The 23,534-nt window shown below is 44.9% G+C and carries 13 protein-coding genes; all 13 read right to left on the bottom strand.

The genetic code is table 11. The features are described 5' to 3' along the window. Positions 1-122: 122 nt before the first annotated feature. Positions 123-1,742, bottom strand: coding sequence for a RagB/SusD family nutrient uptake outer membrane protein (locus tag CLV31_RS00285; RefSeq protein WP_111390878.1), 1,620 nt, complete (start codon positions 1,740-1,742; stop codon positions 123-125). A gap of 12 nt (positions 1,743-1,754) precedes the next feature. Further along, positions 1,755-5,036 (bottom strand): SusC/RagA family TonB-linked outer membrane protein, encoded by a 3,282-nt coding sequence (locus tag CLV31_RS00280; RefSeq protein ID WP_245943289.1) that lies wholly within the window; start codon positions 5,034-5,036, stop codon positions 1,755-1,757. Between the two features lie 151 nt (positions 5,037-5,187). Continuing rightward, positions 5,188-6,288: a FecR family protein gene (locus tag CLV31_RS00275; protein ID WP_111390876.1), complete on the bottom strand. Its 1,101-nt coding sequence runs from the start codon at positions 6,286-6,288 to the stop codon at positions 5,188-5,190. Positions 6,289-7,306: 1,018 nt separating this feature from the next. After that, complete coding sequence (locus tag CLV31_RS00265; RefSeq protein ID WP_111390874.1) at positions 7,307-7,912, bottom strand: RNA polymerase sigma factor; 606 nt, start codon at positions 7,910-7,912, stop codon at positions 7,307-7,309. 360 nt (positions 7,913-8,272) lie between these two features. Next, positions 8,273-9,319 (bottom strand): S41 family peptidase, encoded by a 1,047-nt coding sequence (locus CLV31_RS00260; RefSeq protein WP_111390873.1) that lies wholly within the window; start codon positions 9,317-9,319, stop codon positions 8,273-8,275. 57 nt (positions 9,320-9,376) lie between these two features. Further along, complete coding sequence (locus tag CLV31_RS00255; protein ID WP_111390872.1) at positions 9,377-9,775, bottom strand: VOC family protein; 399 nt, start codon at positions 9,773-9,775, stop codon at positions 9,377-9,379. A 1,175-nt stretch (positions 9,776-10,950) separates the two neighbouring features. Next, complete coding sequence (locus CLV31_RS00245; RefSeq protein ID WP_111390870.1) at positions 10,951-11,907, bottom strand: PorP/SprF family type IX secretion system membrane protein; 957 nt, start codon at positions 11,905-11,907, stop codon at positions 10,951-10,953. Positions 11,908-11,980: 73 nt separating this feature from the next. Next, positions 11,981-19,582: an Ig-like domain-containing protein gene (locus tag CLV31_RS00240; protein WP_111390869.1), complete on the bottom strand. Its 7,602-nt coding sequence runs from the start codon at positions 19,580-19,582 to the stop codon at positions 11,981-11,983. Between the two features lie 80 nt (positions 19,583-19,662). Beyond that, complete coding sequence (locus CLV31_RS00235; RefSeq protein ID WP_111390868.1) at positions 19,663-20,799, bottom strand: type 1 periplasmic-binding domain-containing protein; 1,137 nt, start codon at positions 20,797-20,799, stop codon at positions 19,663-19,665. Beyond that, positions 20,799-21,356, bottom strand: coding sequence for a phage tail protein (locus tag CLV31_RS00230; protein WP_111390867.1), 558 nt, complete (start codon positions 21,354-21,356; stop codon positions 20,799-20,801). The genes CLV31_RS00235 and CLV31_RS00230 overlap by 1 nt, the downstream gene beginning before the upstream one ends. A gap of 4 nt (positions 21,357-21,360) precedes the next feature. After that, the gene (locus tag CLV31_RS00225; protein WP_111390866.1) at positions 21,361-21,936 is read right to left on the bottom strand and encodes a phage tail protein; all 576 of its coding nucleotides are present in this window, start codon (positions 21,934-21,936) and stop codon (positions 21,361-21,363) included. A gap of 6 nt (positions 21,937-21,942) precedes the next feature. Beyond that, positions 21,943-22,488 (bottom strand): phage tail protein, encoded by a 546-nt coding sequence (locus CLV31_RS00220; protein ID WP_111390865.1) that lies wholly within the window; start codon positions 22,486-22,488, stop codon positions 21,943-21,945. Further along, complete coding sequence (locus tag CLV31_RS00215; protein WP_111390864.1) at positions 22,488-23,396, bottom strand: hypothetical protein; 909 nt, start codon at positions 23,394-23,396, stop codon at positions 22,488-22,490. Before CLV31_RS00215 ends, CLV31_RS00220 begins: the two co-directional genes overlap by 1 nt. Between the last annotated feature and the right edge of the window lie 138 nt (positions 23,397-23,534).

Genomic DNA, 23,534 nt, shown 5'->3' with positions numbered 1-23,534 from the left:
AACTTTCATGGTTACTATTCTTTTTTGTTTTGGAGAATAGGGTTGAAAGTGACAATTTCTATACTCTAGTTGAAAAGTAAAAGTCTCTGGTCTGGCTTTGCAGGCCAGAGACTTCAATGAAATTAATAACCCGGGTTTTGTTGCAGGTTTGGATTGGAGGTGATTTGAATCTGAGGGATGGGAAACAATTCCAGATTAGGATTATTGGTAGGTCTATGATCCCACCAGTCACCTGTGGTAAACTTCCCGAAACGGATCAGGTCCGTCCGTCTTTTTCCCTCAAAAATAAATTCCCGACCACGCTCCGCCAACAATTCGTCTAGCGTCAAGCTAGAGGTCGTGTAGGCAGCCGATGCCCAGTCAGCTTCCGAAAATGCCCGCTTCCGTGAGGCGTTGATCAGATCAACTGCCTCCTGATTGGCAACTCCCCCATTCTGCCGCATAATGGCCTCAGCCTTATTGAAATAAATCTCTGTCAATCGATAAATGATGTAATCATTTTCCCAGTACATCGGATCATTTAAGGTACCCGAGCGATACTTATGAAATCGAGCTCCACTATTCTCTTCTCCGGCTGTCATGGAACCTTCTCCGGTTTGCCCCTCACTGTTTCTTCGGATTGAATTGACATAGACTAAGGGTTTACCGTCGTACTCTTCTGTTCCTAAGATTGGATTTTGAGTGTTGAAGAAATACTGTGGTCCAAAAAGGAACCATTCTTTCTTTCTCAAGTCCTTTTCTTGGAAGGCATCAAAAGCTGTGGGAATAACGACAAACGCATTCCAACCACTATAGGTAACATTCAAAGCTTGGGACATATTCCCATAGCCGAAATAGAACCCTGACCAGTTGAAGGTAAATCCGCCTTCTCTACTAAATGCAAACTGGAAGATGTTTTCCGGGGAAAGATGATTGTTGTTTTTGAAAGGACCGAGTATATCCGGATCCAGCCGCATGGCTCCGGAAAGTGATCCCCCCTCTCCATTGATTACCTTATCCGAGTATTGAATACACTTATCCCACATCGGAGTACCGGACCATTTTTCCGCATTGAGGTATAGTTCTGAAAGCATGGCATAGCCAGCAGCTTTGGAAACCCGACCTACCAAGGCTTGGGATAGGGGTTCAAGCATTTCTACATTCTCTTCCAATTCATTCATGACAAATTGAAATACTTCTGCTCTGGGAGCAGTCGGCGGATTCAAAGGTTCACCAACTTTGGTGATGATGGGCACATTACCCCACATATCCATGATCCGCATATAATGATAGGCACGCATTACCTTCACCTCGGCAATCAATTTTTGTCTTTCCTGTTCGGTAAGCCCTGCCCTTGCAATATCCAGCGTTTCCAAATCACCTAAAATCGCATTGACGTAGCCTACCCCTTCCCACATAAGTGACCAGGCACTTCTCATCCTGGGTTCATCAGGAGTCCAGGTGTGGTAATGCAATCTGATATGGTCACCGCCATCAAATCCGTGCCGGCCCTTTTGAGGCCAGGCCACTTGGTCCGCTGCCATTTCACTATGGTAGTAATATCCATTCTGACCAGTGGGCGCCAGCCAAGCCTGCATGTGGGTGAAAGGCCGGAGCACTCCTTGCATAACTTCCACCCGATTGTTGTAGAAGTTGTCTTTTGATAATTGGCTGTAGAAGGTTTCGGACAGGTCCATGCAACCCGAGAATCCCAAAACCGCGGTAGCGACTAATACTTTATATGATTTTCTTAAAATTTTCATCTTCATCGTCCTTTAGAAAGTAATGTTCAATCCGAGGGTATAGGAATTGGTTCGAGGATAGAATCCTCGGTTATCGATCCCTGTAGTAAATCCTGTGTCCTGGAGTTCAGGATCAAGTCCTGAATAGCTGGTGAAAGTGAGTAAGTTTCTTCCGGTAGCATACACCCGGAAATTTTTCACTGCTTTCCCTTTTAGGTTGAAATTATACCCAAGGGTGACGTTGTCCAGCTTGACGAAGCTTCCGTTTTCAAGGTAGTAGTCAGAGAATTGGGGATTGTCATTGAGGTCGGCATTTTTCTCTATTGCGCTTCTCAACAGGTTATTAGGCAACCAAGCTTTGTTGCCAAAATAGAGATCCTGAGTATTGAGAATATCATAGGCAAACTTCCCTCTGAAAAAGACGGTAAGGTCCCAGTTTTTGTAACTGAAGTTATGGGATAGAGAGGCCATGAATTTAGGCACCCCATTTCCGATCACGGCTAGGTCACCCGGAGCAATCTGACTGGCAGGAACAGCGGTACCATCCGCTTTGAAAAAGAGCCATTTTCCATCCTCGTCAAATCCGGCGAAACGCTTGCCGAAGAAATTACCTACTTGGCCACCTTCTTCAATACGGATTGCTGCACCCAAGTTGCCCGGAGAAGGGAGGAATCCATATTCCAAGAAGTCAGCAGAATAAAATTCATTGGAAAGCGTGCTCAACTTATTGAACTGGGAGTTTCCCGCAAAGTCAATGCTGTATCGGAAATTATCCTTTTGGACCAAAATGGCATTGACATAAAGCTCCACCCCTCTGTTTTGGATACTTCCCACATTGGTATAGATAGAGCTACGCACAAAAGGTGGTTGTTGCGCAGTATAATTGTTCAACAAATCCACGGTGTTTCTCTGGTAAATATCCAAAGCACCGGAAACCCGATTTTCAAACAATCCAAAGTCCAAACCAAAGTTCCACTCCTGTTTTTTCTCCCATCTCAAGTTTGGATTTGGGTTACGGGAAGGACCGTAAGTCTGATAAAACACCCCTTCCTGTGGATAGACTCCTCCGGTACTGAGCGTGACCAAGGATTGGTAGTTGGGAATTCCCTGATTCCCTGTGATTCCGTATCCAACCCGAACCTTCAGGTTATTTATCTCTTTCAGATTGGAGAGAAATTGCTCTTTGGAAAGATCCCAACCTGCGGAAAACGCAGGGAAATTGCCCCATTTATTATTTGCTCCAAATTTGGAAGATCCCTCTCTCCGCAAAGTAACCTGGCCAAAAAAGCGTTCATTAAAGGAGTAGCTGACTCTCCCGAAAAGAGCAATCAAGGTATTGTCTTCTTTGAAACTGGACATTCCAGGACGGGGAAGTCGGGTATTATTGATCGCACTGCCTGCTCCCAAATTCCAATCCAGAAAACCATCAGTAGTAAATCCACTGTTATTTACCGCGAAATTCTCAAAAGCACTGTACTGATACGAATAGCCTCCGATAAAATCCAAGCTATGACTTCCAAAATTACGCTTGTAATTGGCAGTCGACTCAAACACATTGGTCCAAGTCACTTCATTGTATTTTCGGGCATAGCCAGTTCCCTGAAACTGAGAATTTGGCCGCTGCTCGAAGTCATTCAGTGATCTATACTGTCGGTCATTGAACATATTTCGAACATGTGCACCAAATGCACTGACAGTGAGTCCTTCAATGATTTCCAATGTCAAGCGGGTGTCTCCTGAAAAAGTAGCTTGATTCCGCTCATTGACCCGGTTTGCCAAGCGGGAAAGCGGATTGTAATTGTTAAATGCTTCTGTTTCAACAAACCTCCCATCTGGAGTTCTGATCGGAGCGGTTGGATTACGTTGAATGGCTTGTTCGAAATCACCTCCACCGCCGCCCAAGAGGTTGGCAAGATTGAAGTTGGTAGCCAAATTAGATTGCATTTGCAGTCTTCCATTTAAACCGGTCTGGTTCAAATTTACCCTGCCTCCAAACTGTCTCCTTCCATTTTCTTTTGCAATCCCTTCCGCATCGTTGAAATAAAAAGATGCTCTATAATTGGAATTGAGAGAGCCTCCTGATGCCGCGAAATTGTGATATTGGGAAAAGTTTTTTCTGTTTAATAATTCGTCATACAGATCTGTGGATGCTCCAAGGTCATTTCCTTCCCCAATAAGACCTTGACGGATAAGATCCCTGTATTCCTCTGCGGACAGAAAATCCGGTTTCCGGTCCACTACATCTCTTTGAATGTAGTTGGAGTATTCAAATCTTGGGTCTCCCGCCTTTCCTTTTTTAGTTGTGATCAGGATGACCCCGTTATTCCCCCGAGTACCGTAGATGGCAGCAGCAGAACCATCTTTCAACACTTCAAAGGATGCGATATCATCCTGCTGAAGAAGATCAAGGGAGCCTCCCGGAATACCGTCTATAACGATCAAAGGGCTGAGATTTCCAGTAAGAGACGTCACCCCTCTCAATTGGATTGCTGCTCCGGAATTAGGATTGTTTCCCTCCGTACGGGTAATGCTCAATCCGGCAACTTTACCCTGAATCAGGTCCAAAGGAGACCTTACCCCACCTGAGTTAAAGCTTTCCTGGTCCACCTTGGCTACTGAGGAAGTAATCTCCCTTCGTTTTTGGGTACCATAGCCAATGACCACCACTTCATCCAGTGATTTGGTATCAGGTTTAAGTGAAATATTAAGCTGAGACTGTTGGCCTACCGTAATTTCCTGACTGAGGTAACCAATAAAGGAAATGATCACCACCGATTCCGGTCCTGCCACATTCAGGGAAAACTTCCCGTCCATGTCAGTAATTGTTCCGTTGGTGGTCCCTTTCTCGATCACAGAAGCGCCGGGAAGCGGTGCATTGGACTCGTCCAGCACCGTGCCTGTAAGGGTCACCGGGATTTGCTCCATGATGCTTACGGGTATTTCCTGATCAGTTGCGGGTATTTTCCGAACATGGATATTCTGGTTGATTTGCTTGAAGTTGAGACCCGTTTGCCTGGACATTTCTACCAAAGCATCATAGAGATTGGAATCCGCATCAAGATTAATTTGGGGTATATCTTTCAACTCTTTGTTGGTGTACACAAAGTTGAAACCGGTGGCATGCTCAATCCTGGAAAATGCATCCAATAGGCGTGCATTGTTGAGGTTAAGCTTCAGTTTGACCTGATCGATGGTTTTCACCTGTGCATTGCCGCTGGAGGCGAGCAAGACACTCATCGAAAGGCACTGTATCAGAAAAACTTGCAGTATTCTCTTGGACATAGCCAATACATGTAACAGTATGACTTTTTTCATAACTTTACTTGGTGTTTAAACTTAAAGAATGGGTTTAGACGGCTTGTGAAGGATGTTTCGCAGACAGGACTTCACATGCACTGGCCGGGGATGTTGATTCATTCCCGGCTTTTCACTTTTGGATCGCTGGATGTTTCATAGGCTTTTTGGGTTAGGGTTTAAAGGTTAATTGGACTTGTTTTCCCTGGATTTTGTAGGAAAACCTTGCACTAAAACTCAATCCCTCCAGGATATTCTGAAGGGTTTCATCTTTAAATTTGCCAGATACGCTCAGATCTTTTGGGATTTCTCCTGCTACCTGAACCTTGACACCATACCAGTTTTCCATTTGCAGGATGGCTTCTTTGAGAGGGGTATTTTTAAAAACCAGGGTTTTGTTCATCCAAGCAAGGATTTCTTCCAAATCAAATTTGGATTGTTTCCAAAGGTGCTTTTCCAAATCTGCCTGAATCCCCTCCCCCGGAGAAAGCAATGCCTGATTGGCCTGATTATTTTGATCTTCTACCCTCACTTTTCCGGTGACCAGTGAGACTGCTACAAATTGATTGGGATAGGCTTTGATATTAAAAGAGGTACCAAGAGCGGTGGTAGTCAAATGCCCAGAGTTGACCATAAACGGTCGGTTTGGATCCTTGGCTACCTCGAAAAATGCCTCTCCCTCCAATCGGATCAACCTTTTATCTTCAGAGAAATTTTTGGGATAGGTGATTCTTGAACCCGAATTGAGATGCACCTTAGAGCCATCTTCCAAACTGATCGAGGACTTTACTCCCGCAGGAGCTTCAAATGTAACCGATTCTGCAACCAACTCCGGACTGGAGTTGACGGACTCTCCTTTGAACCAATAAAAAATTGTACTAAATCCCAAGATCAGAGCGAGTGATGCGGCCCATCGGATTCTATTTCTCCTGCGTCGCATACGTTCCTTTTCAAGATTATATCGCTGGATAGTAGCCCAGCTATCCAGAGAAACGACTTTGGAAGATTCAGCAACTTCGGCTTTTTGAAGAAGTGCTATTTCTCTGGAAATGTTGGCAAAAAGAGACTCGACCTGGTCTTGGGACAGCTCCTTTTTCTCGCGGGACAGGTGCACCAGGATCTCCCTTGCCTGAAAAATCTCCTTCACCTTTTCAGGATATTGGTTAAGAAAATCCTCCCAATAGATTTTACTTTCTGGATGGTTTTCCAGAACCCATTTTCTGAAGTCAGGATCCAGGACAAAATCTTCTGTAGAATATTCCGATTTGCTCATAGGAGAAGGTATTCATCCACATAAGTCCCACAATGAAAAAAGTTATCCTTCAGTTTTAGATTTTTTTTCAGCTGATCAAGAAAACAAAATAAAACATCTATTAAACTCAATTTTATTCAGATTTATTCTGAAAAAACTGACAAAACTATTGGTCGTTTTTGCTTTTTCATCCGGTTAGGAATTCTTCCTGCTAAAGGATGAGAGAGATCCAAAGCAATCCAATTTGGAATTTCCCCCAAAAGTGATCCTTGGATTGGATCACTGTAAAAACTTCTCTTGCTCAAAATAAAAAGCCACCCAATCGAAATCAGGTGGCTTTTAGGTTGGCTCAATTTGCCAATTGACCAAGAAAATTGGCCCTATAGGTTCTCGATTCGCTATTGTTGATTAACGACGTTTTTTATTTTTCTTTTCTTCCAGCTTTTTTAGGATTTTCTCCTGTTTTCGGGCTTTTAAATCAACCGTTGAGGGTTTTAAATCTTTTCCTTTTGCCATGGTAAAATTCATTTAAGGACTGTAGAATGGAATACCGTACGCAGTTCCTGTATCGGGAAAAGTCTATTCGCCGCGAGTAATCACCCCGGTAAGAAAGAAGGTTTAGAAGTATGGTTTGCGAAAAGACTACAGGAAATCAAGCACACCCGCGGGTGCTTATCAAATGGGGAAGATGATTTTCGATTTCCTGATGTGCAACATGACTAAAACACTAACCAAGGCCTTTGGATGTTTGCCTTTAGAAAGACAAAGGTAGCAAAGATTGTAGCGTATATCAATCTTTATTGGTCCATCAATTCCCGTCCTGATCTTAAATACAACTTCAAAAAACCACCACTGACACAGCGTGAGGAAAAATCATAACTTAAAGGATTTCTATAAAAAGTGAGGTCATAGACTTCGCACCCGGTGACCTGAGCAGTCTCATAAGTTTTGCAAAGAATGGATTGGAACCGATTTTTTCTTAAACAGAATCATTTCTTTCTGTGTCCCTGCTGCTTATTGAGCCCCACACCAGCCCTTTTTAGCTAAATAATCCCACTGCAAACAGCAGAAAAATCCTGAACCCTACGGATTCTTTTAGACTGGAGATGGCTTTCCAAGCCAAGGTGTACACAGACCTAAGGTTAATATTCATGATCTTGGCAGTTTCCTCGTAGGAGAAATTTTCAAAAAACAGGCAGTTGATTACCTCTTTTTGCCTTAGAGGCAGGTATTCCAATGCCTTTCGAAGACGAGTTTGAAGAGATCTATTCTGACTGGCCGTGATAAGACTAGTTTCGATGCTTTCGACTATTACCTCTTCATCCAGCATATACTTTTCAAGTTTTGCCTTTCGCTTTTGCCCGGATTGGGATTCTTTTTGAATTCGATTTGACAGGCATTTGAATAAATAGACCTTGACCTTGTCCGTAGGCTGAAGTGTCAAATGATATTTCCAGAGATCAACAAATACTTCCTGGATGGCATCTCTGACCAAATCCTCGTCATGAACTAAGGAACAGCCAAACCTGAATAAATCCTGCACATACTTATGGTAGATCGCGCCTAAGGAATCGCGATCACCAAGGATGAGCCCATTCCAAAGCTGCTCATCACCAGAAAGTCTGGAAAGTGAAAAAGTATTCAATGGGTTTTTGGATTTACTAATGACTTTTAAAGAAAGAGATTTAATGGAAATTTAAAAACCATTATTCCATGAACTTTCTAAAAGGGGTCTTCTGACAGTACAGGTTCCAATTCACCAGCTTGATAGTTTTATGAAAGGCCTTTGTAAAACCCCTCAAAAGAGAAGAGTTTCATAAGGTAATCAATTACATCCAATTCAAAACCTTTAAGAGCATATTGATCATTGAGGGTGGTCAGAAAAATTGAAGGTTTAAAGCCTAAAATGGGATAAATCTAAATCTTACAATTCCCCAAAAGCTGATGCATTTGGGTAGATCGGGTTTTAGATTGCTTTACACGCACTATGATGCATGGTATCACTTCAAAAATGAGCTGATTTGCTTCCCTTTATCCAATCAATGGCAGGAAGGACAGTCACATCCTCCAATAGGTTTTCATAATTATCATCACTTTTGATATAGACATCGGGAATAACCTTCATACCAAAATTGACTGACTGATTGGCATCTGCAATCATTTGGACAGTCAGGAGCAGATATCCCTTTTGATCCATAAAAAAGAATCCTTGGGTGGCATTGCAAAAACCAAGGCTAGGCTCTCCAAATGCCGATACATTGGGCTGAGCATGGAGCAAGTATGCTAAGATTTCTCCTGAACTAGCTGTGGATGGACCAATCAAAACAGCTATTGGCATTTCAGGACTTGCCATACATGAATTTTGAATGTTGACCATTTTCTCTCCATTTTCACCGATTACCACACCATCTTGGAGCTTGATCTCATTAAGCAGATTGCCGTCCTTGTCTACGCTATATCCTATTACTTCTTGATGAAAAATAGGACCCAAACCGGATAGCATGGGAGCGGAATTTCCTCCTGAATTCATCCTCAGATCCAAAATCAATCCTGAGGGATTTTCAGCTAAAAGTTCACATAGCAGGTTTCTCAACTTATTGCCTAAATCATCTATATCCTCCTGTTCTGTGATTGGCATGGTCGGTACGCGGAGATAGGCTATATTTCCCGGCAAAAATTGATGAACAAATCTATTTCCTTTCAAAAACTCTGATTTAATTCCAGGACTTAATACTTCGCTGAAATTAATCGATAAAGGTACCCGATGGTAATCACTTTTGCTGGCCAACATGCCATGAGAATCATTCAATTGTTCAAAGGCATATTTTATAGCAATAAAAGATTCCTGAATGTTACTGGCTTTTTTCCCCAATTGATAAGTAGAATCCCTGATTTTATTCCAGTCTAAATTTTTAGCATAAATGGATTTGGATTCCATGATATACAGAGCACTGTCGATGTATGTTTTGACCGAATCTGGCATTTGAGCCATACTTTTTCCTTTAGTAAAAACTAGGCAGAAAACTATGATGATAAAGAATTTTGTGTTCATGGTATTTATTACAGTTAGATAATGTACTAGAAAAATGAATCAGGGTATCGCATGGGACTATAATCTGAAAGTCACCTCAATCCTATTGCCGTCAGGGTCTAAGGTTTCGAATTCATAGTAGTTGTCTCCAGTGATTCGGGGACCCTTTAAAATTTCAAAACCTGACTCCAGAAGTTCTAAAGCTTTTGCATCCACATCCTTTTTAGACGCTGCCCCGAAGGCAAGATGGATCAATCCAAGATGTTGTTTTTGTTTCCTGTCATTTTGATTGTCCGGTATTCCCGGCATTTGCATAATTTCCAGCCTCGCTCCAGATTGAAAAGAGATAAAGTAGCTTTTAAACCCGGTTTTGGGATTGATATATAGGGTATTGGCCTTGCCTTGAAAATACCGGCTATAATAGTCTTTCAAGGTTTCTAGATTTTCTGTCCAAAGTGCTACATGTTCAAGATTCATTCGTATTATTTACTTTAGAATTAGTTTTAAGTCTCGATTCAGGTCTTTATAAAAATATGACGCTGTTACTGTCTTTGGCTTGAACACTTTTCCGGAGATTTATAATTTTTGGTTTATAACCTATGTGTGGCATGATTGAATTTTTAGATTGACCCCTAGCACCACCAGCCTAACCGGCTTTGATTATTGGATCGGAAGCCTTCCTACCTGAAGGTAGATGTGATGACCGAAACTTTGACCTGCTCATTACCGGCTATCGAAGGATTCTTGTTTTCAACCTTCTCGGGAAATATCTCAAGCATGCCGATCCTTCTAGATTGATTTTTTTATTTGACAAATTTCAGAAGATAAGCAGGTGTCTGAAACCACATAAATGGGTGAAATTCAGATTGCTCGATTTTTCCAATCTTTCAAAGAATTTTGTTCCTTTTTGTCCCAGTCCTATGATTTGGGAGAAATGAGTATTGAAACCCGGAAGAGTCATTTTTTACTCCCCAGAGAAACAAGGATAAGCCTTTTGCATCTTCTTATCCCATGAGGAAATAATATCTGGCCTGCTATGAAAAAGTGAAGGTCCGGAGAAATGCAGAAATCGTAAAAATACCCTTATCATATAGTTTAAACCTGAAATATGCATTAGAAAATCCACATCGAGCTTATCGGCCGCGGCGGACAAAATCAGTCGTTTCACTTCACTTTTCTCCAGATAATTATCGGGATCCAAAGTGACTGATTTTCTTGCATTTTGAGCTCCTCCCGATACGCCACGCTATCGGGAAAGGCAGCTACGAAATCTAATGCATCATCCAGGTTAAAGAGTTTTTAAATCTCCCGACACTAAAGTAGCCCTTGAAAAAAGGGGGTGAAGTCACATGTTTGTGTGGACTGAGTTTTTCAGATTCGCTGTGAGAATAACCCTGTCGACCACTTTGGGCGGCATGTTCTGGAATTAATTTAAACCTTCATTACCCTTACCTAGGAATGAGCTAGACAAGTTTGGGTACTAACTTCCAATTTCTTAGTCAAATCCAAAAATACAATCAGTTCTAAATGAAATACTTACCAAATTTTTCTCCCCAGCATATCTAATTTTTTCCTAAAAATGGTCTTAGGGGAGAGTGTGTAAGTCTTATTTTTAAGTCTAGCCTCTTATCTCTCGGCTCTTTCTTCTCCCCTTACCACATAATCACCTCATCTTTGTTCTGTCTTTCATTGAAGCGGAACAGGTTCAGCGCGACCGTAAACTCATGGATCCCTCCCGGAAGCAGGTAGGAACCCACCATCGGAAATTCATACACATAGCCAATTCTTAGTTTGCCTGTCAGAATTCCGGCCTGAACATTTGTTGCATAGTCGAACCGATGGCCCAACCCTATCCAAAACCGATCCATCATCAGCAGCTTCAGGTTCAGTTCCATTATGTCGGGCAGGTTTTTTCGTGTTCGGTAAAATGCATTGCCTGTGAAAGCAAGATTTTCACTCACCGCCTGACGGAAACCCGCCTGCACCATGTGCTCTGCCGGATAGCCCTCCATAAACTCATCCCCTCGCTGAAATTTACCTCCGTTGGCCCGGTGGATCCCGTAGGACAAATAGTAGTTGGCATGCGTCAAGGCCATCCCGATGTTGAAGTCGATAACATTCAGATTGCTGAATGTCCCCAGGTACTGTCCTATCGTCGGATCGTTGGCCTCCTCTGTAGTCAGCGCATTTCCGTCCAACCGGATGCTCTGATAGCTCACTCCCGTACCCAGGCGAAGATTATGGGATTGACTGATTCTGACCCGTGCGGCATAGTTTACCATCAGCTCATTTTCACGGAAAGCACCAAAATTATCCTGCAGCAGGTTCACCGAAAGTGCATTCTTGCCCAACAGGGCCGGATCCTCCTCCCCTGCCAGTTCGCCAAAGTCAATGTCCGCGGATAGAAAGTAGGTCTTCGGTGCCCCCTCTATCCCGCCCCATTGATTGCGGACAAAACCCCGGACCACACTTCCTTCATAGCCTGTCAAAGCCGGGTTGAAGTAGCCCTGAAAGTGGGAAAACTGGCTGACAAACTTTCGGGATTGGGAATAGGATGCCGTACTTACTGTCAGCAGAAAAAGGAGGAATAGGTAGCTGTATTTTTTCATTTCAATTTCCTGATTTTAAGAGTGGGTGAGAATTGCTCATCTCACCCGGTAAAAATTTTCTTGACTCAACTGGTTAATTCCTGATCAACGTGAGCGTTCCTCTTCTCACCTCACCGGTTTCTCTCGATTCCAAAATCCAGATATAGGAACCGGTCGGAAGCTCTTTTCCTTCGAAACTTCCATCCCAGCGGACAGCAGGACTTTCAGTATAAAAGACTCTTCTACCGTCCCGGTCAAACACCTGTACTCTACCCCCTTGGAAGAATTGCAAATCCGGAATCCCCCAGGTATCGTTGGTCCCATCGTTGTTTGGCGTAAAGCTGTTGAACACTTCTATCTGTTCTATCGGAATCCGGGTTCTGGTCAAGGTAAAGGTCCGCTCAATGGAATTGCCAACCCTGTCCGTACTTCTCACCGTAATGGTGAAATTCACCTTACCAGGTAAGGACTCCTCTGTGTCAAAGAACAGCTGATTTCCAACGATCCGGAAGTACTTTCCGTCATTCAATCCCGGAGATACCAACTCATACACATGGATATTGTCCTGGGGATCCACCGTCGTAAACCCTCCTATCGGCAGATTGGTCCCCGTGTTGGCTCCAAAAGCAGAATTTGACAAAAGGATATCCGTCGGCAACAACTTGTCAGCTACCAGAATAGTCAATTTAGGCTGAAGGTTTTCCGGATTTTGAATATCACCCAGCGTAAGGGTCCCCATGAACTGATAGACAGCCGACAGGAGCGGATTGTACCCCGCAAGATCCCAGGTCACCGGAAGCGTAATCACCTCTCCGTCGGATAGCGTCACCGTTATATTCTGTGGAACTGAAATCGCATTGGCAGCGGTATTCCAAGGAACGGTTATCAGGGCCGGATCCGTCAGGCCTATGAGCAGACGGTTACTCAGGGTAATGGTGAAACTGACCGTGGTCTCATTTTCAAAGCTGTCCACCGCTGTCAAGACCACCTCTATTTTACCTGGAGTCATGAAGACCCTTCCGGGTTCCAGATTTTGAGTGAAACTTACCAAAGTACAATTGTCTTTTGCATTTGCTATTTTGGTAAAATCAGGCAACACATACGGCCGGTTTGCAAACAAAATCACCTCGAAATCCTCCGGAACCTCTGAAATCTCCGGAGCAACCGGATCCTCTATTCGGATCTCTTGGGTCTGTATGGTCTGATTTCCCTGGGAATCCACAAAGACCCATGTCACTGTTGTAGTTTCTCGGATTGGAAGTTTGGCATCGGTAGTTGCTGTAATCAAGCCTCCACAGTTGTCCTCTGCGGTTGGCGCCACCAACTCCGTCAACTGACAGATCGCCGTGATCGGATTGAGCTGTGCCCGGGTGGGTACCGGAGCTAGCCTATCCTCTACCGTCACCACGGCCGTACCCGTGGCCGTGTTGCCGTTCACATCGGTGACGGTCAGCGTTACGGTGTTTTCCCCAATATCGGAACAATCAAAAGTAGCCTTGCTCAGTATGATGCTCTGGATTCCACAGGCATCATTGCTTCCGTTGTTGAGATCAGCAGCATTGATACTGGCGTTGCCTGTCGCATCCAGCTGGATTGTGAGGTTTTGCGTGTTCACCACAGGAGCGATGTTATCTTCAACCGTGACGATTGCCGTACCGGTGGCCGTGTTGCCGTTGACATCGGTTACTGTCAGGGTCACGGTGCTCGGTCCCACGTTGCTGCAGTCGAAGCTGGTCTTGCTGGCTGTAATGCTCTGGATTCCGCAGGCGTCCGCACTGCCGTTGTTCAGTTGATCTGCCGTGATGCTGGCATTGCCTGTCGCATCCAGCTGGATTGTGAGGTTTCGGGTGTTCACCACCGGAGCCGTGTTGTCTTCAACCGTGACGATTGCCGTGCCGGTGGCCGTGTTGCCGTTCACATCGGTTACCGTCAGGGTCACGGTGTTCGGTCCCACGTCGCTGCAGTCGAAATCAGTTTGGTCGATCATCAGATCTGCGATTCCAAATCCGTCGGTACTGTTATCGTCAACCTGGTTGGCCTGGATACTGACATTGCCCGTTTCATTCAGCTGAATCGTGATATTCTGGGTGTTTACCAATGGAGGCTGTGTATCCACCAGATAGTTGTTCGATTCGGTAGTTCCCGAACCTGAATTACCCGCTAAATCCCGGAAACCGGTATTATCCAAACGGATCACATTGGTTGCATCTTCGGTATTGGGCAAAGGGGTCAAGATTGCCGTGTAGGTCATGTTGTCCTCGGTGCTCAGGCTTCCCAAAAGTCCGTTTGAAACTATAAAATCTCCAAGGCTCAATCCGGTCACCGCTTCACTGAAGGCGATCGTAACTATAGTCGTCTCCCCAACCGTAAGCTGCGTGTCGCCAACCGTGATGGTAGCAGTGGGACGCTGGGTGTCCACCGCATAGTTGTTCGAATCGGTGGTGCCTGTGCCTGCATTCCCCGCTGCATCCTGATATCCCGTGTTATCCAGCGTGATCACATTGGTCGGGTCTTCCACTCCGTTGTCCGGAGTCAGGGTGGCCGTCCAGGTAATCCCTCCGTCCGCGGTACTCAATCCGCTCAGGGTCCCGTTGGCTACCGTGAAGTCAGCAACTGTCAAACCCGTGACCGCCTCGCTGAAGGTGACCGTAACCGTAGTCGTCTCTCCAAGAATCAACTGGGTATCATTCACCGAAAGTATCGCAGTCGGTACCTGGGTATCCACCGTATAGTTGTTCGAATCGGTGGTGCCTGTACCCGAATTGCCGGCAAGATCTGTGTATCCTGTATTATCCAGCGTGATCACATTGGTCGCATCCTCCACGCCGTTGTCCGGAGTCAGTGTCACCGTCCAGGTAATCCCTCCGTCTGAAGTGGTCAATCCGCTCAATGTCCCGTTGGCTACCGTAAAATCGGCAACTGTCAAACCCGTGACCGCCTCGCTAAAGGTGAGGGTCACCAAGCTGGTTTCCCCTGCGGCCAACTGGGTGTCCGATACCATGAAACTCACAACAACCGGACGCTGCGTGTCCACCGCGTAATTATCGGATGCGGAAACTCCGCTTCCCGAATTGCCCACAAGATCTGCATATCCGGTATTGTCCAGCTGGATGATATTGATCGGATCTTCCACGCCGTTGACCGGAGTCAGCGTCGCCGTCCAGGTAATCCCTCCGTCCGCAGTGCTCAATCCGCTCAATGTCCCGTTGGCTACCGTGAAGTCGGCAGCCGTCAAACCCGTGACCGCCTCGCTGAAGGTAATCGATACCGTGGCTGTTTGACCGATTGCCAACTGATTTTCTGATACTGTGAAGGTTATAACCGAGGGTCTTTCCCCGTCTACCAAAACCTGGCTGGTACTCCCAACGCTATTCAAGGTTAAATTGGCATTATTACCAACTGCATCCCTAATCGTTCCATCATTGAGCGACAAAGACCCTACAACAATTCCGTTTAGATCAAGGTCGCCGCTTTGTACAGTATACCTGAACACCAAAGCCGTGGAACCTGAACCAGCTATATAAATGGCCTGTCGGGTCGTTGCTCCCACGGTAAGGCTGAGTTGTGGAGTACCATTGACAAGCACCGCTTCAGAGAGGTTGATCGTAAAATCCAAATTCTGACCGATGGCATAAATCCCATTAGAAGGAACCGAAACGGAAGTAATTACAGGAACAACTCCGTCAATGCCAATATCCTTTTGTCCTGAGAGAGAATTGGAAGTTCCAGCAACAGGCAAATCCAACACTGCAGGATCATTTGAAACATTCTCAATAATACCTCCATTTAATGCAAGGGCATCAATTCCAGTGTAGTCCAAATCCGATGAAAAATCCCCTTCCTGTACGGTGTAGGTGAAGCTTAAGGTATTGGTTCCAGAACCCTCCAGATAGACTGCTTCCCTGTCTGTTCCTCCTGTTTCCAGTTTTAAAGTTGGAGATCCTCCAGTAGCATTCACCTCTACTACCTGATCAAATTCAACCTCAATAATAAGAACGTCCCCTATCTTATAAAATCCGTCGGCTACACTGCTTGTAACCCGATTTACAATTGGATTTATTGAATTGACAGTGATCGAAATTTCGTCCGTGTCTGTCAGGACACCTCCCAGTCCAAATTTTCCCCCATCATTGGAAGTGATGGTGAGGCTAGCACTACCGTTATATCCAACCGTCGGCCGAAACGCCAACCCATTCATCGCACTATTGACATTCGATACAGTCCCTGAAAGGGTAATGGTAGGATCTTCAATCCCATCTCCAGGGCTGGTGGTCACTCCGGTATTCCCACCCAAGGTAAGCGTTCCGTTTATTGCTGTGAGGGTGACCGTAATCAGACCATCATCTCCGGTTTCCACATCTGAGGTAGAAATAGCATTACCGTTTGCTATACTGAAAATTAAAACTCCTCCCTGATCCACGTTTTGTGGCCCGGGAACTACGTTTACAGGAGGATCATTTACTGAAAGAACCAGCAAATTCACAGTCGTGTTGTCGGTTTTGGCTCCACCTGTTCCCGTATTGCCATTATCATTCACCTCCAATTCCATCCCTACTTGATCCGTTTGGTTCAAAGCTGTCGTAAAGCCCACCTGACCTGCTGAAATAAAATCATTCAGATCCGATAAGCTTCCCGAAAGGATAAGCGAACTTGACGTGCCTCCCACAGTAACCCCGCTGCCAGCGGTAGCGGAAAGCGCGCCCGAAGTTACACTTAAAGTCAAGGTGATCTCCCCTGTTCCCGCATCTACATCCTCAATACTGATTCCGGTCAGTGGTGTCAAAACATCTTCAGTTACCTGGATAAAAAATGGCGCTGTGACCACCGGAGCATCATTAACCCCTACCACAATTAGGGTAAAAGTATCAGAAACAGAGGCCCCTAATTCATCGCTTGCCGTCACCACAATATCCAAATTGCCCACATCCGAATTCCCTGGTGTTCCGCTGAACCTTCGATTATTCCCATCGAAGCTTAACCATAGCGGTAAACTACCTCCGTCAGACAATTGGGCGGTATAAGTCAAAATATCCCCCACATCGATATCATTGAATACATTCAATCCAAACTGGAAGTTGAAAGCAATATCCTCTGTGGCAAATTGGTCCGCAATCGGATTGGCTACTGTTGGAGCATCATTCACATTAATCACTGTGATATCGAAGGTATCCGTCACCGTCCCACCATTTCCGTCATCTGCCGTAACCGTAATGGAAACCGTACCTACATCTGAATTGGTCGGAGTTCCGCTGAAGGTCCTAATTGCCGGATTGAAAGTCAGCCAGCCAGGCAGGGAGCCTCCACCTGAGAGTTGGGCGGAATAACTCAAATCATCACCATCCAGATCAAAGAAAACATCCGAGCCAAACTGGAAAACAAATTCCTCATCTTCTGTTGCGTCTTGGTTAGGAATAGAATTCTGCACCGTTGGCGCATCATTGACATCCACCACGGTGATCCGGAAAGTATCGGTTACCGTACCTCCATTTCCATCACTCGCTATGACATCAATATCCAAATTACCTACATCGGACTGACCTGGGGTACCACTAAACCTTCGGTTTACCCCATCAAAACTCAGCCATGTTGGCAATTCCCCTCCACCACTTATTTGGGCCGTATATGTCAGTACATCACCCAAATCAATATCCGCAAATACATCTAGGGCAAATTGAAAGTTAAACGCAGCATTTTGTGTGGCAAACTGGTCCAGAATGGGATTTACAACGGTCGGAGCATCATTGGTATTGATGACCGTAAGGTCAAAGGTATCCGTTACCGTTCCCCCGTTTCCATCATCTGCTGTCACCGCAATGGAAACCGTCCCCACATCTGAATTGGCAGGGGTTCCGCTGAAGGTTCTTTCAGCAGGATCAAACATAAGCCAGGCAGGTAAAGGACCGCCACCTGAAAGTTGAGCGGTATAGGACAATACTTGATTGTCCGGATCCTGGAAGGTATTTAGATCAAACTGGAAATTAAAAGCTGTATCTTCATCGGTATCTTGATTCGGAATGGGATTAGCGACCGTTGGTGGAGAGTTAATAAACTTGATACTCGTATCGGTAACGGGAGAACCGGTATTGGAATAGGAGTCAGTCAGTGTCAAAGTCAATGTAATTGTCCCTTGTCCCAATCCTGAAAGATTAATTCCTGCAACCTGTTGGGAAGCTGATGAAACTGTTCCAGACCCGCTCACAGGAGTACCCCCACCTGAACTGGTAAATGAATATTGGTACGTAGAACCGATTTCCGCATCAGCAAACGAGAAACTTACCGCACTTTGATTCGACTCATTAATCAGGTCTTGATCAATGGCCACTGTATACCCATCAGGAGGCGTGGTGTCCATGATAATTCCAATAGCTGCTGAAGCAGTAGATGGGTTTAGTATATAATTGGCCACATCCGCTCCTGTAATGGAAAGGCCGGAAACAGTGACTTGGATATTGGTACCCGGTAAAGCAGAAGCATAGGTTCCCGTCCCCGGATTGACCAAGGCTACAAGATCAGTACCGACCACTCCGTTCAGTTCCAAATTTGAATTCTGGATGGTTGCATTGGTGTTCCCGTCTCTTTCCTTTTGAATTGTACCAATCAGGCTAGCAGTTAAGGTTTTGGGATTGACTGTCAGTGTAATGGCAGAGGAAAAAGTTTCATTTCCACAGGCATCCACAGCATAAACCCGATACTGATAGTTGGTGTAGGATACAGGAGGTTTGGTAATCACCAGGGTATTGGTCGATACTCCTGAATAAATTCCACCTTCCGTGATAGGATTAAAGGCAACACCGCCGTTGATACTGATTTGCCATTGGTAAGTAGCAATGTTTCTGATATCCACTGTTGTAACTCCAAACTGGGTATTGTTCCCATACGTGATCGTATTGGTACCCGTAGGTGCGTTTAAGAAATTAAACGGAGTGACAGTAAACGAAAGGTTTTTAGGGAGCTGGAACCCTGCTGGAATAGAAGTTGGCAAATAGGTCTCATCAAAAGACCAGTTAGCAGGAGAATTAAACGAAGATACAATGGTGGAGAATAGACCAGAGAAGCTTGTTCCCGTGATTACAGCATTCGTAAATCCATTTTGAAAAGAACTGGTCAAGCTTAAATTTTGAACATTGGCAATGGATAATCCTGAAGGAATAGCTGATTCTGAAGAGGTTAGCTTATCCGGTAAAAGTGAAGTCCAGGCTTGGTTCAGATTGACCCCTGCGATAAAAGTCGGGGAGGCCAAACTTCCTGTAAATGCGAATAACTGATCACCTGAAATTCCCAGATCCAGATAAAGGGCAGAATTGTTTGGTGTCGCCCGAACCCCCGACACCGTTCCATGGGATGCAGACAGATTATATTTTGCATCAATGGTGATCTGTGTGCCCGCCTCTACCCCACCTACTGGAGCAGTCCATTTAATCGCTCCATCAGACAAGGCTTGAGCTGAAGACTGGAATGAACCGGCGGAGGTCCAACCAATATCGGTAAAGTAGATTTCAAAATTCTCACTCACATCCTGAAGCAGAACGAAACTGAAGCGGTCATTTTTTTGGGTACCATCTACCCCATCATCGTCCAAGTTTACTCCCGAAAAAACCAGGTTTCCGGGAAAAAGGATACACTGGCCCAATACGGGGGTGAGTGCGGCCCAAAGAAGGGCGAGACAAATCCAAAAACTCTTGTAAAGTTGCTTCATATTTAAGTGCAGAAAACAGCCCGCTAATTGATCAGAAAAATGATTGAAATTAGTTGGGTGGATTTTTACTCATGATAAGATTAAGAACATAAATAAGTGTTAAACCACCCTACTTGAGGGGGATTTGTACGGTTGGCAATCAATTCTTCCCATTCGGATACCACAATGGGAAGTTCGATAGCGTCGGTTTCAAGACCTTTATCTGAGGCATGAATCCGATATAATTGAGGAAGAAAGTGGCTAGTCTCCGGATGAAAAACCAGCTCTCCCCTACTTCCATTTAACCTATTACTTTTCAGCTGAGCTTTTTGCAAGGTCCAATCCAAGTCCTGTTTCGCTATAAGCTCATCGATCACCAGACCCGCATCCCAACCCAAATAAGAAAAGATGCCGATTTCTCTTTTGGCAACCTCTTGGAGATACTTTCCTAAAGCAGTTGAAGCTTCATTTTCAGAATTTGGGTTCAGAGAAGAGCTAGCAAATAACCTCATAGGGGAGGTTTTCTCCCGGAGATTTTTCTTTCCAATTTCATGTAGCATCATCTGAGAACAGACTAGTACTTGAGCACGATGATGAGTTTGGATTGCCTGAAGGAAAAGTTCCAGAACCGGGCCTGTAAAGATCGAAAAGATCAAATGTGGCTCACTATTCGAATCCAAATATTCCAGCAAAGGCCTTGGGTCAAACTCAGCGGGTAGATGTTTGCCCACGAAGTTATACTTGATCTGACCGCCTGAGGTCTCCTGTCCTTGATAAAAACTATCTCCTATCCCATAACCTCCATCATAGAAGTTGGTCGCATTGATCCCGTTTTTGATTCCCAATTGAGAGACGGCGAGTTTGGCTGCAATTTTTGCCGAAAGCATTTCCTGAAGCGAAAGAATGGCCACATAATCCGGGGTTTTCCATTTCCAGGGGTATTTAGCTCCAGGGTTGACTACCAGAATTGGTTTTTTGAAAAGAGTCGCAAGCGGAAAGATTTTGTCCACTTTGGGATGCTCAGCAAACACCAGGAGTATGTCTACATTTTTCTCCAAAAACAGGCGTTCAGCTTCGGAAAAAAGTAAATCCTCATCAATTCCAAAGCCGATGTTTGCCGTATGGAAATCGGGGGTTTGGTTCTTGCCTGCGTAATACCCTTTCAACCCAAAGAAGAAATCGTACCCGATTTCGGGATGCGTACTTGATTTGGGAAGAAGTATACCAATGTTCTTCATTAGGTTGGCGAAGGAAAAACTCCAAAAAGACTGATGATAAAATGCACCGCAAGGTAGGGCTGCATGTTGTTGTGCGGTTGACTTCCACCGGCTGAACTCAAAAAAGCGGAGGGGTTAGAGACCGTGGGATCTTCCATAAAAACCCCATCTCGAATGGTTGTACTATATAGGTTTGTACCTGGAACCATCGCCGGATACCGGGTGGCAGGACTGGAAGAGTTACCAGCTCCAGAACCTAAAGCTACCATCCCAGGCCCTTTGAGCTTATGCGCGTGATTTGGAATTTGCTGGACGGTCAGGGTCACTTCTTCCACCCCACCCATTTCCCCGATTTGATAGGTGGTGCCATCAGGGCCTGTACCCATATGAATAGGCACTCTACCTCTTAAATCCGGAACTGCAAATGTAGACTCACCATCTCCTCCGAATGTTGTACCTATGAGTTGAAATAGTACCTCATTTTCGGAAATGGGTAAAAGTTGGCCTTCGCAAAAAGCCCAACCAGCAGGGGCAAAATTTCCGGCGAATAATCTGATTTCTCCAACGTATGGTGGCATGGTATTAAGATCTAGGTGGAAATACACCCTGAAGGGCAATGCAAAAATTCAGGAATAAGGTGGGTTGCAAATTGTTATGGGGAAGACTGCCCCCATTGGGAAATGTGCTGATATCGGCAGTGACAGTTCCCATTTGGGTAAGGTTGGGGTCAGTAGTTGAAGCATAGAAAATCCCCGGCTTTCCGTCAACCTGTGCGCCATCTGCAAAAGTTGCCGGAAATGCATTTAGTGGGCTGTCCGTATTGGCAGTTCCTCCCACAGGAACCCTGAGCGTCACACTATGTGTATGCGCCGGAATTTCGGATTCCATCAAGGAAACAGAATCCTGGCCGCCTGCTTCACCTAAATCCCGAAGGCTAAGTCCGGCTCCTTGGCCCGGATGTATGGGTACTCTTCCCTGGAAATCCGGAAGCGCAAAATTGGATTCGCCATTTCCACCATAGGTTGTCCCAAGCAAGGAAAACAGTGCGGTATTTTGAGATATAGGTAAGAGCTGCCCATTGCAAAAAGCCCATCCTTCCGGAGGAAAATTAAATGGGAATATTGCTATCTGGGCAACAAATGGTTCTAATCCAGCCATGACAGATTAATTTTGAGATGGAAAAACACCCTGAAGGGCAATACAATAATTCAGAACCAGGTAGGGCATCATATTTTGATGAGGCTGACTTCCTCCTACAGAAGCAGAGTTTTGGGTACCCGCCTGAGTCTGGTCAGCAAGCCCTTCGTCAAACTTGTTGGAAAATCTTTCCGGAAACTCCGTGTTTCCGGCAAAGAGTTTACCATTTGGATCACCGGAGGAGGCTGTCTGACCGGCTTGAGGCGTATAGTTGGAACTTAACGATTTGGAAGCCTGGTGACTATGCGTCGGTAAAGTTTGGATATTGATGGTGACTGATGTGGATCCGGTAGCCTCTCCCAAGGAATATCCGTTACCAAAATGTGCGGGTGCTCTCCCCCTCAAGTTGGGAAGGGCAAAATTGACACGGCCATCTCCACCATAGGTTGTTCCTAATAGTGCAAAAAGTGCCTGATTTTGATTGATCGGAAGCAATTGACCATTACAAAAGGCAAATCCCTTGGGTGGAAAATTGAAGGCAAAAAGATAGATTTCAGATAGAAATGGTTCCATTAGACAACTTGATTTGAATTGGTGAAGGGTTGGGATAGGTACGCCATTTTTTTAGCCATATTGGCATCTCCAGGGACAAAAGAAAGATTGGTAATGTGATGTACTTGATAGGCTGGGTTCATCGTGTAATGAAATACACCCAGAAATTGTCCAAATTCACCCGATTTTGAAATCCAAAACTCAGATTGTTTCGATGACCGAACTACCTGGGTACCCAAGGGAAAAGAATTTCCAGAATCACTGAGGTAGTGATTTACTTCATGGTGCTTGGACTTGAGGGACTCCATCCTGGCAGCAAGTGGAATGGGCCCCAATCCCAGTATCAGGTCACATTGGTGAATCAGTTTCAGTTCCAGACCCTTTCTATTGATTTCAGAAAGCGAAATTCCGCGAGTTGGCAGGACACCCACTTTATATTTTCCCCATTGGATAATTGCTTTGGAGTAATACGTCTCACCTAAAATAAGCCCATTCTTCTCAAGCGCATTTCCGAGGATTTTAGCCCCCGAATGCTCTATTAAATAGTGGAGATCCGCCTTGGGAATATTCATTTCACTTTCCCCTAAAGCTGTGAGCATCAAACCACTTTTAACCAATTCAGTCAGGTAATCCAGATTGAAAGAGCGATCACGCTCAGCATTCATAAAATCACCTGAATCCAAAAATATCGGGCTTTGGGGACAGGACTGAAGATATCCTTGGATCGCATTCAAGCCTCCTATTTGCCCGACTCCTTCTATGGTACCTTTTAATCCAGCGGTATGGATTAAAGAAATCGTTGCCTTATCGGCGGGGACGGTGAGATGAAGGATCGCCTTGTCCTTCAAAAACCATGGGGTAGAAATGGTTGTCAAAGAAGCAAGTGCAGTACTTGACCGAAGAAAATCTCTTCTGGAATTTTTTTTCATGTTCAGGCTGAGGTAAGACAAAAATATTATTCTCTAAATTTAAAATGAGGCCAACTATTTTCCGATTTTATTGTGAGCCCTTGCTCGCTTTTACACAAAAGGCAATTGACGATTACTAGCGGTTAAAAAATTAGTGGA

It is taken from the genome of Algoriphagus aquaeductus, assembly GCF_003253485.1.
GTDB lineage: Bacteria > Bacteroidota > Bacteroidia > Cytophagales > Cyclobacteriaceae > Algoriphagus > Algoriphagus aquaeductus.
Note: the sequence above shows the minus strand (reverse complement) of the source record. Positions and strands in the feature narration are given on the sequence as shown.

Bases quoted from the DNA above. Each gene is read 5' to 3' on its own strand.
- CLV31_RS00285 (WP_111390878.1), bottom strand. From the start codon at position 1,742: ATGAAAATTTTAAGAAAATCATATAAAGTATTAGTCGCTACCGCGGTT.
- CLV31_RS00280 (WP_245943289.1), bottom strand. From the start codon at position 5,036: ATGAAAAAAGTCATACTGTTACATGTATTGGCTATGTCCAAGAGAATA.
- CLV31_RS00275 (WP_111390876.1), bottom strand. From the start codon at position 6,288: ATGAGCAAATCGGAATATTCTACAGAAGATTTTGTCCTGGATCCTGAC.
- CLV31_RS00260 (WP_111390873.1), bottom strand. From the start codon at position 9,319: ATGAACACAAAATTCTTTATCATCATAGTTTTCTGCCTAGTTTTTACT.
- CLV31_RS00255 (WP_111390872.1), bottom strand. From the start codon at position 9,775: ATGAATCTTGAACATGTAGCACTTTGGACAGAAAATCTAGAAACCTTG.
- CLV31_RS00245 (WP_111390870.1), bottom strand. From the start codon at position 11,907: ATGAAAAAATACAGCTACCTATTCCTCCTTTTTCTGCTGACAGTAAGT.
- CLV31_RS00240 (WP_111390869.1), bottom strand. From the start codon at position 19,582: ATGAAGCAACTTTACAAGAGTTTTTGGATTTGTCTCGCCCTTCTTTGG.
- CLV31_RS00235 (WP_111390868.1), bottom strand. From the start codon at position 20,799: ATGAAGAACATTGGTATACTTCTTCCCAAATCAAGTACGCATCCCGAA.
- CLV31_RS00230 (WP_111390867.1), bottom strand. From the start codon at position 21,356: ATGCCACCATACGTTGGAGAAATCAGATTATTCGCCGGAAATTTTGCC.
- CLV31_RS00225 (WP_111390866.1), bottom strand. From the start codon at position 21,936: ATGGCTGGATTAGAACCATTTGTTGCCCAGATAGCAATATTCCCATTT.
- CLV31_RS00220 (WP_111390865.1), bottom strand. From the start codon at position 22,488: ATGGAACCATTTCTATCTGAAATCTATCTTTTTGCCTTCAATTTTCCA.
- CLV31_RS00215 (WP_111390864.1), bottom strand. From the start codon at position 23,396: ATGAAAAAAAATTCCAGAAGAGATTTTCTTCGGTCAAGTACTGCACTT.